We start from the raw sequence: 14,510 nt of genomic DNA, 5'->3' as shown, positions 1-14,510 counted from the left end.
GTGCGGAACCGTCGAGCTGAGGAGCCCGGTGTGAGTGCTGACGTGAGTGCTGGCACAGCCCGTTCGTCGGTGGCCCGTTTGCTGTCGGAGCTTGCGTTCGATGTGTTCGACACCGCTGGGGCTGTGACGCCGGTCAGTCTCCGGTATCAGCTCGAGCCGGTCGGTGGGCTGCTGACCGAGGAGTTCCTGCGGACGAAGCTCGAGGGCTGTCCGCCGGGGCTGGTGACGGCGGCGACGCACCGGGTGATCTGGACCGACAGCGCGGGTATCTCGAACGTTGCCCACGCGGGCGCGCTCGGAGCCGTCGTACCGATCGTCGCCCGCGAGGCCACGCTCGTCCTGTGGCGCCAGTTGGACGACAGCTGCCTGGTCGAGCGCTCCGGATCGTTGAGTTCTGCTCATACGGCTCTGCTGGCCGAGGTCACCACCGACAAGGAGCCGCTGGCGATCCTGCGGACCGGCGTCGACGCCGCCGCCCGGGTCCTTGTCCAGCACGCCTACTTGGCGGCACGGACCCCGTACGACGATCCCGCCGCGTTCGCCGCCGTACTCCGGGACAGCGGGCTGTTCGCGACCGTCGCGGGCACGTGGTACTGGGGGCTGCAGGCGGCCACGTACCGGCGTGGGCTGATCCCGGTGCAGCTGATCTGCTTCGGCGGCCGCGTCAGCTACTCGGCCGACACCGTCGCTGCGCTGCGGGCGATGAAGGAGTTGCGGATCGCCGACCTCGAGCAGTACCGAACGCTGGCGGACGGCGAGCGACCGCGCTGTCTCGCCCATTCGCCACAGACCGTCGACGGCCGGCGGGTCAATCTCGTCACGCAGGTCGCCGACCGGTTCGTGGACACCTTCATCCGGCTGCTGGACGTCGTGGAGCTGACGGCGGACGGCGGCCCGACCAGATCGGAGTCAGCGGTGTCGGCCACGACGTTCGAAGTACCAGACATGACCTGTCAGCACTGCATCGGAACCATCACCAACGCGGTCGCCGAGTTCGGCGTCGAGCCACCGACCTTCGACCTGGAAACGAAGCGGGTGGTCGCCGACTTCGCCTCGCCGGCGATCCGCGACCAGAGCTTCGAAGCAATCCGAACCCACGGCTACACCGTCGTACCACTGGCGGACTGAGGCGGAGCGACACGCAGGAACCGGGACGAGCGCTCCGCCTGGTTGACGTAGCCGCGGCTTTCGTAGAACTTGTGTGCCTCGGTGCGGTAGTTCGAGCTGGTGACCTCGAAGCGGACGCAGCCCTGCTGCACGGCGAACGACTCCGCGGCGCCCATCAGCTCGGTGGCGACGCCTTGGCGGCGGGCTCGGTCGGAGACGACCAGCGCGACGATTCGGGCGGAGGACCCGGGGAGCTGGATGAACGGTTCGACGTAGACCGCGACCAGCCCGAGAAGGTTGCCGCCGGCATCGGCCACGAAGACGGCGCCGGCCGGATCGTCGGCCCAGGACTTGAGCCGGGCCGTCGTCGCATCGGGATCGTCCTGCGGATAACCGAGTTCGTGGAGCAGCTCGTTCACGGCTGCGGTGTCGGTGGGCTCGGCCGGGCGGATCATGCGATCGGGATGTCGAAGTAGGTGTTCGGGTACGGCTCGTCGCGGAGCTTGTAGTGCCACCACTCGCACTCGTACCGCTCGAATCCGGCCGCCTCCATCACCGATGCCAGCGTCTCGCGGTTCTGCGCCTGCTTCGCGGTGACGCCGGGCGCGCCGTGACGGGAGATCGGGTCCATCAGGTCGTGGTCGCCGCCCATGTCGGCGAGTTCGCCGGTGTCCAGGTGGTACAGCGTCAGGTCGACCGCGCTGCCGCGGGTGTGTCCGGACCGCGTCGCGACGTACCCCTGGGTGAACATGTCGGTGCGCTCAAGGTTCGGGTAGTAGCGCGGTTTCGTCCGGCCGTCCTCGGGCAGTTCGGACCAGCGGACGAAGTTGTCGACGGCCCGCTGTGGGCGGTACCCGTCCCATAGCAGCAGGCCGAACCCTCGGGGCGCCGCTTTCTCCTGCGCACGCTCGAGCGCTGCGCACAGCGAGCGAGTGCCGACGATCCGGTTCGCGAGGTACCCGTCGACCGGCCTGCCGATGAAGTTGTCCCAGGTCGCGTACTTCGCGTCCCAGCGGATCCCGGTCGCGAACTCGTCGACGTACACCAGGTCTGACGTCACCGCGGGCTCCCGGACAGCGTGACCGACACCAGCTCGTCGATCACCTTGCCGAGCGGCAAGCCGGCCGCGGCCATCATCCGCGGATACCGGCTGTACGACGTGAGGCCCGGGAAGGTGTTGACCTCGTTCAGCACGACGGAGCCGTCCTCCTTGAGGAACAGGTCGACGCGCGCCAGACCGGTGCACCCGAGCGCCCGGTACACGGCCTTCGCGGTCTGCTGGACGAGTGAGCGCGTCTCGGCCGGGATGTCGGCGGGAACGATCGGCGTCGAGTTCTCCGAACCGGTCTCCGGCGAGCTCTCCTGGTGGATCTTGAAGAAGCCGTGTGAGAGCGCGATGTGGTCGACCTCGCCGACGATCAGCTCCGGCTCGTTCCCCAGAATCGCGCAGCCGACTTCGCTGGCGACGACGGCCTCCTCGATCAGGATCTTCGAGTCGTACTGCGCGGCGGTCTCGACGGCATTCGCCAGCTCGTCGGCGTTCGTCACCTTGCTGACGCCGAACGACGAGCCCGAGCGGGCCGGCTTCACGAACACCGGGTAGCTGAACTGCTCTGGGTCAATCGTCTCCTTCGCGCCGACGATCCAGAAGTTCGGTGTCGCGATACCCGCGCTCTGCACGACGAGATACGTCAGCGTCTTGTCCATGCAGAGCACGGAGCTCTGGATGTCGCAGCCGGCGTACGGGATGCCGGACAGCTCGAGCAGGCCCTGCATCGCGCCGTCCTCGCCACGCTTGCCGTGCAGGACCGGCAGGATCACGTCGAGGTTGATCGTCCGGTACTGCCCTTGCCTGATCCGGGAGCCGAGCCGGTCCGACTCCAGGACGAGCAGGCCACGCACGCTGCTGTCTGGTGACAGCACGACAGGGGTGCCGTTCTGCCAGTCGGTGTCCGGGCCGTCGCACAGCTTCCAGGCGCCGCTCTGCGCGATGCCGATGTAGTACGGCTCGTACTTCTCGGTGTCCAGGTGCTGCGCGACCTGCTGCGCGGACTTGACCGATACGCCGTGCTCCTCGGACACGCCGCCGAACAGGATTCCGACCTTCAACTTACTCATGGTGCTTCCTGCTTTCGAAGTTCAGGCAATTGGCAAGGGAGTTCTCGACCATGTCGCGGAGCGCGCGGTCGGTGTAGTACGCGGTGTGCGGGCTGATCAGCACGTTGGGCAGGGCCTGCAGTCTGAGCAGCAACGTGCTTTCGATCGGCCGGTTGCTGTGGTCGGCGTAGAAGATTCCTTCTTCGCCTTCGAGTACGTCGAGTGCGGCGCCGCCCAGGCGGCTTTCCTCGAGAGCGTCGGCCAGCGCCTCGGTGTCGATCAATGCGCCGCGGCCGGTGTTCACCACGAACGCGCCACGCCTCAATTGCGCGATCCGGCGACGACTCAGCAGATGATGCGTTTCCGCGGTGAGCGGAGTGTGCAGCGTGACGATGTCGCTCAGTTCGAGAAGGTCGTCGAAGGCGACGTAGTCGGCGGACGTCTTCGGGCGGTTGTCGAAGGCAACCACCCGGCAGCCGAAGCCGCGCAGGCGGTCCAGTACGGCGGCACCGATCCGGCCGGTGCCGACGACGCCGACGGTCAGGTCGCGCAGCTCACGGCCGCGGACGTCGCTGAGCCGGTAGTCGTGGATATCGGCGCGGCGGATGACGGATTTCGCGTTCCGGATCGCCATCAGGATCAGCATCAACGTGTAGTCGGCGACGCTGTCGGGGGAGTACGCGACATTCCCGACCTCGATCCCGACGCTCGCCGCGTAATCGACATCGAGGTGATTGAAGCCGATGCTGCGCGTCGACACATACTCGACGCCGGCTTGGCTCAACGCCCGCAATGCATCGTTCGTGACGGGGTGCTTGTGGCCGATGCTGACGCAACGATTCCCGAATGCGAGATCGGCATTTGCCTCGGTGAGTGGTGCTTTTGTGATGTTCGGCAGTACGCCGAGGCGTGGGGCGAGTTCGTGGAAGAGGAGTTCCTCGTCCGGTTCGCAGCCGAAAACCGTGATGCCGGTGGTCAGGAGGGGTGCGGAGGCCAGCAGTTCCGCTGGTTCGCCGTAGTTCATACCTCCCAGTCAAGAACGAGCGGCGTTGCCCTCGCGTATCCGGTTTTTCATATCCGCACGAAATGTCGGCCGCAGCCACCACCGGTACGACGCCAACGCGGCCAGTCCGGCACCGACGGTGTTCAGCAGTACGTCGTCCACCGACGACACGCGGTCCAGTTCCAGGACGTACTGGAGCACCTCGACCGTGGTCGAGCAGGCCGCGGCGAGCAGCAGGATCCGCCGCACCGACGCGAGCGTCGCGAAGCGCATCGGCGCGAAGAACCCCAGCGCGGCGAAGAGCAGCAGATTTCCGACGATCTGCGGGACCGACATCGTGACCAGGTCGCGGAACGGGATCAGGCTGACCTTGCCGGGCACGATGCCGGCCCCGCTGTTCGGCAGCATCGTCATCCACAGCAGCGGCGTCGTCCAGTAGACGATGGCGACCTCAGCCAGCGCACGCCGCGTACCGCGCCGCCGGCCCAGCAGCCAGGCCGCCAGCGCGGCGACCGGAAACAACAGAATGGTCAGTAGTGCGAGCCCGGTGAACGTGGTGAACCAGAACTGCGGGCCGGTCAGGGTCACGCCGTACCGTGGCAGATCGAACGCATCCCGCTAGTGAACCGGGCCCGATGTTGCCGGGGTGTATCGAATTTTCGATATGCGGACGATATGTCAGGACGAATGTCGGCGGCGTTCGCGCTGCGTCATGTAGGCGTCGAACGCGCGGTAGACGAGCGGCCGCAGCGGCAGGTCCCACTCGCCGACGTACCGCACCGCCTGGCCACCGGTGCCGACCTTGAACTGGATCAGCCCGACGTGCGGATCGTCCGCGTGCAGCGTCGGGGTGATGCCGCGCAGGCTGTACACGTCACAGCCCGCCGCGATCGCGTCCCGGATCATCGCCCACTGGCACGCGTTCGACCCGCGGACCTCACGTTTCGCGGTCGCGGACGCGCCGTACGCGTACCACGCCTGCGTGCCGACGCGCACCATGATCGCGCCGGCGACCAGCTCGCCCTGGTGGTAGGCGAGATACAGGCGGATCCTGTCCTCGGTGCGGAGCGCCGCGAACATCGTCTCGAAGTACCGCAGCGGGCGCGGCGTGAAATGGTCGCGCTCCGCGGTGTGGACGTACAGGTCGTGGAACGCCTTCAGGTCGTCACCGACGACGAGCTCGACGCCTTCCTTGGCCGCCTTCTTGATGTTGCGCCGCCACTGTTGGTTCATCCCACGGAGTACGTCGTCCTCGGAGCCGTTCAGCGGGAGTTCGAAGTTGTACTGCGGATGGCCGGTCCCGAAACCGTCCTCCGGGTTCTGCGGCAGCCAGCCGGCGGCGCGCAACTGCTCGGTCACCCGTGTCCCTACTGGATCGGGCACGCTCGGCATTTGCGGCAACCGGGTGACGTTTGGGTCGGCGATTCCTTCCTTGACCTGCGCGGCGGTCCAGGTGTCGGTGATGACCGGCGGTCCGAGGCGGATCGCGAAGGCGCCGTTCGCCTTCAGGTACATCGCCAGCGGCCGGAGCCACTCGTCCAGCTTCCCGGTCCAGTCGATGACCGGCCCCTCGGGAAGGTACGCGAGCGTGAAGCGCTCCAGCCGCGGGACCGGGCGATGCAGGACGAGCCCGGCGCCGACGAGCCACTGGTCGTCGTACCAGCCGAGCGACTCGCTGCGCCATTCGGTCTTCACATGGGCCCACGACGGCGTCTGGAGGAAGCTGACCGATCGCTGCGCCTGCACGAAGTCCAGGTGGACGGCCGCGGAGATCGGGCGGACCGTCAGGGTCACCGCTGCATCCTCGGGTCGTGCGTCGGATCGGCGTACCGGGGTGGGCAGCCTTGCTGGACGGCTTCCGGACGGAGCTCGTAGTGCCACGGCTCGTTGTCGTAGATCTGGCACAGCCCGTACACGGCGCCGTGTTCGGCGAGCCACGCGGTCGCGTCGGAGCGCCCGATGTCGATCGCCTGGCCCTGTACGTGCGGGGAGTTCTGGGGCGTGGCGACCCAGCGCGCGGCCTCCTCGGAGGAGCCGTACTTCTGTACTGCCTGACTGAGCAGCTGGGCCTGGTACGCCGGGGAGCGCCAGCCACTGTTGACGTAGAAGACGACCCCGTCCTGCGCCGCGGCCGTCGCCGCCCGGCGGAGCGCGCCGAGCAGCTCCGGATTGAGATTGACGACGCCAGGGACTTTGTCGTCGAACACCGTGACACCGTCGGGTACGGCGCCGTCGGCCACGCCGAGCCCGCCGCGGTGCGCGGTCGGGATGGACGTCGCCATGGTCTGGTGGACGAACACGCCGATGATCGCCACGTTGGCGAGCAGAAAGGCCGCCCTCAAGGTCGATCTGGTACGGCGGGCTGGTTGGCTGACGGTCATATCAACCAGTGAAAAGAATGTGCTGTTGCCGGCCGGTATCGAGTTTTGGATACACCGACGATATGAATCGCCCCGTAGCATCGGTGATATGCGGGTGTTGATCGTGGAGGACGAGCCGGAGATGGCGAACGCGATCCGCGACGGCCTGCGGCTGGAAGCGATCGCGGCCGACATCGCCGCCGACGGCCACGCGGCACTGGAGTTGCTCGACCTCAACACCTACGACATCGCCGTCCTGGACCGGGACATCCCCGGCCCGTCCGGCGACGAGATCGCCGCCGGGATAGTTGCCTCCGGCAGCGGTATGCCGATCTTGATGCTGACCGCCGCGTCCCGGCTGGACGACAAGGCGTCCGGGTTCGAGCTCGGCGCCGACGACTATCTCACCAAGCCGTTCGAGTTCCAGGAGCTGGTCCTGCGGTTGCGCGCATTGGACCGACGGCGCGCGTACAACCGTCCGCCGGTCCGGGAGATCGCCGGGCTGCGGCTGGACCCGTTCCGGCGCGAGGTGTACCGGGACGGGAAGTACGTCGCGCTGACGCGGAAGCAGTTCGCCGTACTCGAGGTACTGGTGGCGGCCGAGGGTGGCATCGTCAGCGCGGAGGACCTGCTCGCGAAGGCCTGGGACGAGAACGCCGATCCGTTCACGAATGCTGTCCGGATCACGGTGTCGGCGCTGCGGAAACGGCTTGGGGAGCCGTGGATCATCGCGACCGTCGCCGGCGCCGGGTACCGGATCGACGCCGATGGATAGGGAGCCCGGACTCAGCGTCCGGTTGAAGCTCGCGATCAGCTACGCGGGCTTCCTGATGGTCGCCGGTGTGTTCCTGCTGGTGGCGGCCTGGATCGGGCTGATGCAGTTCCGTTCCGGCGGGGTGGTCATCATGACCACGACGTACACCTTCCCGCACCTGCTCTGGCGGTCGTTCGCGCCGGTGGCGGCGGCGGTGATGGCGTTCCTGCTGGTGTTCGGCCTGGTCGGCGGGTGGATCCTCGCCGGGCGGATGCTCGACCCGCTGCGCCGGATCACCGAGGCCACGCGGGTCGCCGCGAGCGGGTCGTTGTCGCACCGGATCCGGATGCCGGGGCCGAAGGACGAGTTCCGGGAGCTCGCCGACGCGTTCGACGCGATGCTCGCGCAGCTCGAGACGCACGTGGCCGAACAGCAGCGGTTCGCCGCGAACGCCTCCCACGAGCTGCGTACGCCGCTGGCGATCACGCAGACACTGCTCGACGTCGCGCGGAACGACATGACGCACGACAACGACGTACTGGTCGATCGGCTGCGTGCCGTCAACACGCGGGCGATCGACCTGACCGAGGCGCTGCTGGTGCTGAGCCGCGCGAACCAGCGGTCGTTCAGCCGCGAACGGGTCGACCTGTCGCTGATCGCGGAAGAGGCGACCGAGACGCTGCTGCCGCTCGCCGAGAAGAACGGCATCACCATCGAGACCAGCGGGGAGGAGGCGCCGACCGTCGGCTCGCCCGCGCTACTGCTGCAGTTGACGACGAACCTTGTCCACAACGCGATTGTCCACAACCTGCCGGACGCCGGGCAGGTGTGGGTGACGACGAGCGTCGACACGCCGACCGTGGTGCTGACGGTGGAGAACACGGGGGAGCGGCTCGCACCCCATGTGATCTCCACACTGGTCGAACCGTTCCAGCGCGGCAGCGAACGGGTGCGCACAGACAACCACTCGGGTGTGGGCCTCGGCCTGGCCATCGTCAAAAGCATCACCCGAGCCCACGACGGCACCCTAACCGTAACCCCCCGCCCCGAAGGCGGCCTCCGCGTAACAGTCGAACTACCCGCCGACTAACCACCTCGCGCCACCCAAAGGACACCGCCGCGCGGCGGCTGTTTTGTTGCCGCCTTCGGCGGGTGCGCGTCGGGTGGTGGCGAGCGGGGTATTGGCGCCGGGTCGGCGTTTCGTCTGCTCCAGGTGTAAAGGTCACCGCTGCGCGGCGGCTGTTTTGTTGCCGCCTTCGGCGGGTGCGCGTGGGGCGGTGACGAGTCGAGGTGCCGGCGCCGAGTCGGCGTCTCGTGTGGTGCGAGGTGTAGAGGACGCCGCTGCGCGGCGGCTGGAGGTGGAGACAACTCCTGGTGTCTGGGGACACGCAATACCAGGTCCGCAGAGACCATTGCTTGTTCCGCGACCCCAGCCGGCGACCGTTTTGTTGCCGCCTTCGGCGCGTGCGCGTCTGGTGGTGGGGAGTGGAGGTGCTGGCGCGGGGGTCTGCGTTCACGTGGACGGGGTGTAAAGGACACCGCTTCGCGGCGGCTGTCTTGTTGCCGCCTTCGGCGGGTGCGCGTTCGGTGGTGACGGGCAGACGGGTTGGCGCGAGGAGAGCAGCCGGTGGGGGGTGTGCGGCGAGTAGGTGAGTGCCCCGGGGTGGGGGACCACAGTCAGCGGCCGCTGGCGCAGTGACGATCTGATTGACCGGTCGGCACGACGGCCGTTGCGCGTTCGGTCGTCTGCGGGTGCCTCGGTCAGAGTGGGGTGAGTAGGCAGAATTCGTTGCCCTCGGGGTCTGAGAAGACTGTCCAGGGGACGTTGCCTTGGCCGATGTCCAGGTCGGTGGCGCCTAGGGTGCGTAGGCGGTTTGCTTCGGCGGCGTGATTGTCGCCGGGGTAGGGGCGGAGGTCTAGGTGGATGCGGTTCAGGCCGGACTTGGCGTCTGGGGTACGGATGAACTCCAGGTACGGGCCGCCGGCGGGGGATCGTAGGGCTGCTTGGGTGTCGGTGACGCTCTGCACCGTCCAGTCCATTGCCTCGCCCCAGAAGCGGGCCATTTCCGCCGGGTCGGTGCAGTCGACGACTACCGCGGCGACCGGGCCTGTGTCGCGGTAGACGTCGCGCGGTTCGAGTACGCAGAACTCGTTGCCTTCGGGGTCGGCGAGTACCGTCCACGGGACCTCGCGCTGGCCGAGGTCGACCGGCGTCGCGCCCAAGGTCTGGAGGCGTGCGACCAGTTCCGACTGGTGCTGTGCGGAGGTGGTCGCGAGGTCGAGGTGGACCCGGTTCTTCACGGTCTTTGGCTCGGGGACGGTGAGTACGTCGATGTAGACGGCGCGCGGGTCTGGGTACGTGAGGCCGGGTGGCTCGACGTTGGTCTCGGCCGCATCGTCGTTCGTGACTTCCCAGCCGAGCGCGTCCGCCCAGAACCGGCCGACCGCCGACTTGTCGTACGCCTTGATCGACACCTGCACCAACCGGGTTGCCATCCGCCCAGCCTAATCAGCGGACGATGGTGATGCGGGTACCGGCGGGGGTACCCGGGTGCGTGAGCCAGAGGATTTTGAGGTCGGGGTCGTAGCGGGAGTCGACGTTGACGGTCGCGGGCTCGGTGTCGAGGCGGAGGGCGGTCGTGACCTGGACGCCGCGCGGTGCTTCGCAGCTGAAGGTGATGGTGTCGCCTGCGTTCCAGTCGACGATCCGCCCGGCGGAGGCGAGTACCGGTACGTCGTCGTACGTGAGGTCTCGCAGCCAGACCAGACTGCCGGGGCCTAATTCGCGGCGCCGGACGACCCCGAGCTGCGCGTCGAGGAGGTCGAGATAGGTGCCTTCGACAACGTGTGTGCCGTCGAGTACGGCGCCGATGAGGTACGGGCCGCGTTGGACGGCGAGCCAGTTGGTCGGCTCCCAGTCGGCCAGCTCGCGGAGCGCCGCGATCAGGCGGGTGTGATCCTTCGTGAAATCGGCCGGCCGATGCGCGAGGAAGCGGACACGACCTCGACCGACCGGCTGGGCCTCGTCGCGGCTGCGGTCGGCGCCGAGCGCCTCGGCCAGATGGTCGGCGCACGTGTCGTACCGGCCGGTCCACCAGGAGCGGATCTCGTGGTACGGGTCCGTGTCATCCCCGACGTACAGCAGGCTGCCGCCGCGGTTCACCCAGCCGGCCAGCGCGTAGTGGATGCTCGGCGCGATCGGCTTCTGGGACTCGTAGCTCAGGACGAGTACGTCGAGGTCGTCGAGCGCGTCGGGCGAGTCGATGACGCTTTCGAGCTGTACCGGCGTGACCCGTTGCCCCTCGTACAGCGGCGGCAGCGCGAGCCCGTAGAAGTCCGAGAAATGTAGTTGCTCACGGCCCTCAAGTGCGAGCGCGTCCTGGAGACCGTCGTAATGCCCGCTCGCACCACCGGGGGACCAGCGCTGGAACATCGCCGTGTCCGAGAGCGCGATGCCGATCCGCGGTCCGTCGTGCGCCCACCGTACGTCCGGCTGGTCGAGGTCGCGGAGGCTGTTCATCGCGATCAGGTAGCTGGTCGCGGTCTCCGACGGGATGAGTTCGCGTTCGGTGGAGCCTTCGCGCGGGTACGGGCGGTTGAAGATCCGGTGCGGCCACGGCGCGACCTCGTACCGGGAGACGCCCGGGTGCAGGAGCGATGCGATGAGCGTGCGCTGGTAGTTCGCGAGGTAGTCCTCCCAGGTGCGGTCCGGGTGGTCCTCGATCGGGTCGTGCAGGAACCACAGCCGCCGGTCCGTGCCCCGCGTCAGGTCCTGGGCGATGCCGTACTCGAGGTACGCCGTCTCGAACGTCCGCTCGGCGACCACGCCGTTGTAGACGTTCGGCGTCCGCGACGTACCGGTCCACACCTGCGCGATCGCGCCGTCGATCGCGGGCAGCGTCCGCAGCCGGGATTCCGGGCTGATGATCTGCCACTGCGTGTAGTTGAGCAGGCTGTGTGTCGGTACGTAGAACCGCACCTCCCGGCCGCGCGCAAGCGCCGCGTCCCGCAGTACCGAGGTGACGCGGTCGAGGCTGCGCGACAGCAGGTGCTGCTTGAGCTGACCCGAGCGGAAGTGCGCCTCGGGCGTGCTGTGCGGCGGCTGCCACGGCTCCTTGAAGTACGCCTGCCACTCGCGCTTGAACGACTCCGAGTAGCCGGCCCGGGCCCAGAACTCGGGCTCCTCCAGGTGGATACCTTCGACGCCGAGCTCGATGACCGGCCGCAACTTCTGCACCAGGTACTCCGTGAAGCCGAACGTCGGCACCATGTACGGAATGTCGGCGCTCTCACCGTGCAGGATCGGCGTACCGTCGGCGGTCGTCTGCGCGTCGTCCCAGTGCAGCTCGCCGTCCCACCGTCCATCGAGATAGTCCTGGTACGTGCCCCAGGAGATCCCGGTCATCAGATGCACTCGGTACCCGGCCGCACGCCACCGCGCGATCCGCTCCGCCGTCGTGTCGTTCAGCCCGTACACCATGACGAAATCCGTCCGCAGATCGATGGATTCGTCGTACGCCGCCTGCTCCTGAAACCCGGTCGCCTCACGGTCCTTGGACGTCATACCCGTCAACCCTTGACCGCCACCCACCCTCGGAGCAACCACCCATCCCGCATCCTGAACCCATGCCGAAGCCAACCCGCACCTGGTCGTACGAACGAACCGCACACCTGGGCTCGGGCGACGCCCACTGGAACTACGTCTCCAGCGAGCTCCTCCACTGGGGCATCAAAACCCGCAGCGGCTTCACCATCAAAGGCAACCCCAGAGCCGAACCAGACCACCGCTACTGGCTGCTCGCCCACATAGGCCCCTTCACAATCCATGAACCAGTCGAGGTGACGGCCGTCATCGACGAACCGAACCGGGCGGCTTTCACCTACACGACGCTCCCCGGCCATCCGATCCGCGGCACCGAAGTGTTCGAAGCCGAACGCCACGCCGATGACAGCATCACCCTGACGATCCGCTCTCGGACCCGCGCCGCGCCAGGCCTTCGCAGACTCATCTACCCGGCCGCCCTGGTGGCTCAGCGCTTCTATCGCCGCAGATACTTCGCCGCACTCCTCGCCACCTGAAACAGGTGTCAAGGCGGCGTCAAGATCGTCGCGGACGGCGTCAAGACGGCGTGAAGATCGAGGACCGGACGCCGTCTCGCCGGTTGTCTGGTGATGTGAAGATGCTGGAGATACCCAAGCGGTTGCTGGTCGGGCGGCCGTTGCGGAGTGAGCGGCTGGGCGACACGCTGCTGCCGAAGAAGCTCGCCCTGCCTGTGTTCTGCAGCGACCCGTTGTCCTCGAACGCGTATGCGACCGAGGAGATCCTGCTGATGCTCAGCCTGGGCGGGCTGGCGTTGCTGCAGCTCGCACCATGGGTGGCAGCCGTCGTGATCGCCCTGCTGCTCGTGGTTGTCGCGTCGTACCGGCAGACCTGCCACGCCTACCCGAGCGGAGGCGGCGCGTATGCGGTGAGCCGCGCGAACCTCGGCCGGAACGCCTCGCTCGTCGCGGCCAGCGCGCTGCTCGTCGACTACGTGCTGACCGTCGCGGTGTCTGTCGCCGCCGGTGTGCAGAACATCGTCTCCGCGATTCCCGCACTGGCTCCGCACGCGGTGGCGTTGTCGACCGCGATGATCGCCGTACTGGCCCTGATGAACCTGCGCGGCGTGAAGGAGTCCGGTACGGCGTTCGCGATCCCGACGTACGGGTTCATCGCCGTGGTGCTGGTGATGATCGCGGCCGGCTTCGTCCGCATCCTCGCCGGCGACGCACCGCGCGCCGAGTCCGCGTCGTACGGCGTCGTCCCGGTGAGCCACGTCACCGGCCTGGCCGTTCTGCTGCTCGCGATGCGCGCCTTCGCTTCCGGTTGTACGGCGCTGACCGGGGTCGAGGCCGTCAGCAACGGGGTTCCGAACTTCAGGCCACCCAAGAGCCAGAACGCAGCCGCGACGCTGGCGATCATGGGCGGGCTGACGGTCGCGATGTTCGCCGGCATCACAGTGCTGGCGCTCACCTCGCACGTTCACGTCACCGACAACCCGGCGCGGCTGACCGGTGCCCCGGCCGGCTACGAGCAGCGCACGGTGATCGCACAGGTCGCCGGCGCGGTGTTCGGCGGGTACCACTCGATCGGATTCTTCGCGGTCCAGGCGTTCACGGCGGCGATCCTGGTCCTGGCCGCGAACACAGCGTTCAACGGGTTCCCGATCCTGGCCTCCCTGCTCGGGCACGACGGGTTCTTGCCGCGGCAGTTCTCCCGGCGCGGGGACCGGCTGGTGTACAGCAACGGCATCGTGATCCTGTCCGCACTGGCCGGCTTGCTGATCTGGGTCTTCCACGCGAGTACGACGCGGCTGATCCAGCTGTACATCATCGGTGTCTTCGTGTCGTTCACGCTCAGCCAGGCCGGCATGGTGGTGCACTGGACGCGGCTGCTCCGGGAGCCGTCGGCCACGGCGTCGATGCACCGGTCCCGGGCGATCAACGGTTTCGGAGCGATCTTCACCGCGGTCGTACTGGTGATCGTGCTGATCACGAAGTTCATGCACGGCGCGTGGATCGTTGTGATCGCGATGCCGGCCGTGTTCGCCCTGATGCGCGGCATCCGGCGGTACTACGACCGCGTAGAGGTCGAGCTGACGCCGGGACCCGGCGGCGTCATGCTGCCGCCGCGGGTGTTCGCGGTCGTCCTGGTCTCCAAGCTGCACACTCCGACCCTTCGGGCGCTCGCGTACGCGCGGGCGACCCGCCCGACCACGCTGACCGCGGTGACGGTCGCGACCGACCACGGCGCGTCCGACGCGCTGCTGCTGGACTGGAGTGCGCGGGACATTCCGGTGCCGTTGAAGGTCCTGCACTCGCCGTACCGCGACGTCACCGGTCCGGTGCTCGAGTACGTGCGCGACATCCGACGCACCAGCCCACGGGACCTGGTCGCGGTGTTCATTCCGGAGTACGTCGTGGGGCATTGGTGGGAGGCTCTGCTGCACAACCAGAGTGCGCTGAGGTTGAAGGCCAGGCTCCTGTTCCAGCCGGGCGTGATGGTGATCAATGTGCCGTGGCAGCTGGGCTCGGCGGAGGTTCTCGAAGCCCGGCGGGTCGAGCCGCCGGCGGCGGCTGCGCCGGTCGCCCACCCAGGCGAGCGGATCCGGCGCGGATCTCCCGTGTGACGGCATGACGTGCCACAGTG

Annotated in this window: 14 protein-coding genes; 5 read left to right on the top strand and 9 right to left on the bottom strand. The window is 67.8% G+C overall.

What is annotated here, in order from left to right; translation table 11 throughout:
- The first annotated feature begins 30 nt into the window (after window positions 1–30).
- Window positions 31–1,128, top strand: coding sequence for a heavy-metal-associated domain-containing protein (locus FB475_RS37310; RefSeq protein WP_202878621.1), 1,098 nt, complete (start codon window positions 31–33; stop codon window positions 1,126–1,128).
- On the opposite strand, the gene FB475_RS31510 is transcribed toward FB475_RS37310, so the two are convergent.
- The 7 genes from FB475_RS31510 to FB475_RS31480 all read right to left on the bottom strand — a co-directional run bounded on the left by FB475_RS31510 (window position 1,101) and on the right by FB475_RS31480 (window position 6,588).
- Window positions 1,101–1,562, bottom strand: a complete 462-nt coding sequence (locus FB475_RS31510) for a GNAT family N-acetyltransferase (RefSeq protein ID WP_141861127.1) — start codon at window positions 1,560–1,562, stop codon at window positions 1,101–1,103. The two genes, FB475_RS37310 and FB475_RS31510, sit on opposite strands and share 28 nt — an antisense overlap.
- On the bottom strand, window positions 1,559–2,167 hold the full coding sequence (gene vanX / locus FB475_RS31505; RefSeq protein WP_141861126.1) for a D-Ala-D-Ala dipeptidase VanX: 609 nt from the start codon (window positions 2,165–2,167) through the stop codon (window positions 1,559–1,561). The genes FB475_RS31510 and vanX overlap by 4 nt, the downstream gene beginning before the upstream one ends.
- Window positions 2,164–3,225: a D-alanine--(R)-lactate ligase gene (gene vanA, locus FB475_RS31500; RefSeq protein ID WP_141861124.1), complete on the bottom strand. Its 1,062-nt coding sequence runs from the start codon at window positions 3,223–3,225 to the stop codon at window positions 2,164–2,166. Before vanA ends, vanX begins: the two co-directional genes overlap by 4 nt.
- The gene (locus tag FB475_RS31495; RefSeq protein ID WP_141861122.1) at window positions 3,218–4,228 is read right to left on the bottom strand and encodes a D-isomer specific 2-hydroxyacid dehydrogenase family protein; all 1,011 of its coding nucleotides are present in this window, start codon (window positions 4,226–4,228) and stop codon (window positions 3,218–3,220) included. Before FB475_RS31495 ends, vanA begins: the two co-directional genes overlap by 8 nt.
- 9 nt (window positions 4,229–4,237) lie before the next feature.
- Window positions 4,238–4,795, bottom strand: a complete 558-nt coding sequence (locus FB475_RS31490) for a VanZ family protein (RefSeq protein ID WP_202878620.1) — start codon at window positions 4,793–4,795, stop codon at window positions 4,238–4,240.
- 90 nt (window positions 4,796–4,885) lie between these two features.
- On the bottom strand, window positions 4,886–6,001 hold the full coding sequence (locus FB475_RS31485) for a lipid II:glycine glycyltransferase FemX (protein ID WP_141861120.1): 1,116 nt from the start codon (window positions 5,999–6,001) through the stop codon (window positions 4,886–4,888).
- Window positions 5,998–6,588 carry a M15 family metallopeptidase gene (locus FB475_RS31480; RefSeq protein WP_141861118.1) on the bottom strand — a complete coding sequence of 197 codons (591 nt, stop codon included), beginning with the start codon at window positions 6,586–6,588 and terminating at the stop codon, window positions 5,998–6,000. Before FB475_RS31480 ends, FB475_RS31485 begins: the two co-directional genes overlap by 4 nt.
- 88 nt (window positions 6,589–6,676) lie before the next feature.
- Between FB475_RS31480 and FB475_RS31475 the strand changes: the two genes are divergently transcribed.
- Entirely contained in the window at window positions 6,677–7,342 is a 666-nt protein-coding gene (locus tag FB475_RS31475; RefSeq protein WP_141861116.1) for a response regulator transcription factor, read from the top strand.
- Window positions 7,335–8,411: a sensor histidine kinase gene (locus tag FB475_RS31470; RefSeq protein WP_141861114.1), complete on the top strand. Its 1,077-nt coding sequence runs from the start codon at window positions 7,335–7,337 to the stop codon at window positions 8,409–8,411. Before FB475_RS31475 ends, FB475_RS31470 begins: the two co-directional genes overlap by 8 nt.
- A gap of 671 nt (window positions 8,412–9,082) precedes the next feature.
- Here FB475_RS31470 and FB475_RS37930 read toward each other — a convergent pair.
- Both FB475_RS37930 and FB475_RS31460 read right to left on the bottom strand, forming a co-directional pair.
- A complete protein-coding gene (locus FB475_RS37930; protein ID WP_141861112.1) occupies window positions 9,083–9,817 on the bottom strand; it encodes a VOC family protein in 735 nt (244 codons plus the stop codon).
- Window positions 9,818–9,830: 13 nt separating this feature from the next.
- A complete protein-coding gene (locus FB475_RS31460; RefSeq protein WP_141861111.1) occupies window positions 9,831–11,885 on the bottom strand; it encodes a hypothetical protein in 2,055 nt (684 codons plus the stop codon).
- Between the two features lie 62 nt (window positions 11,886–11,947).
- Between FB475_RS31460 and FB475_RS31455 the strand changes: the two genes are divergently transcribed.
- Both FB475_RS31455 and FB475_RS31450 read left to right on the top strand, forming a co-directional pair.
- A complete protein-coding gene (locus tag FB475_RS31455; protein ID WP_141861109.1) occupies window positions 11,948–12,400 on the top strand; it encodes a DUF1990 family protein in 453 nt (150 codons plus the stop codon).
- 101 nt (window positions 12,401–12,501) lie between these two features.
- A complete protein-coding gene (locus FB475_RS31450) occupies window positions 12,502–14,490 on the top strand; it encodes an APC family permease (RefSeq protein ID WP_141861107.1) in 1,989 nt (662 codons plus the stop codon).
- Window positions 14,491–14,510 lie beyond the last annotated feature (20 nt).

This window comes from Kribbella jejuensis (assembly GCF_006715085.1).
GTDB classification, from domain to species: domain Bacteria; phylum Actinomycetota; class Actinomycetes; order Propionibacteriales; family Kribbellaceae; genus Kribbella; species Kribbella jejuensis.
The sequence above is the reverse complement of the archived record's forward strand: the minus strand, read 5'-3'. Positions and strand labels throughout refer to the sequence as shown.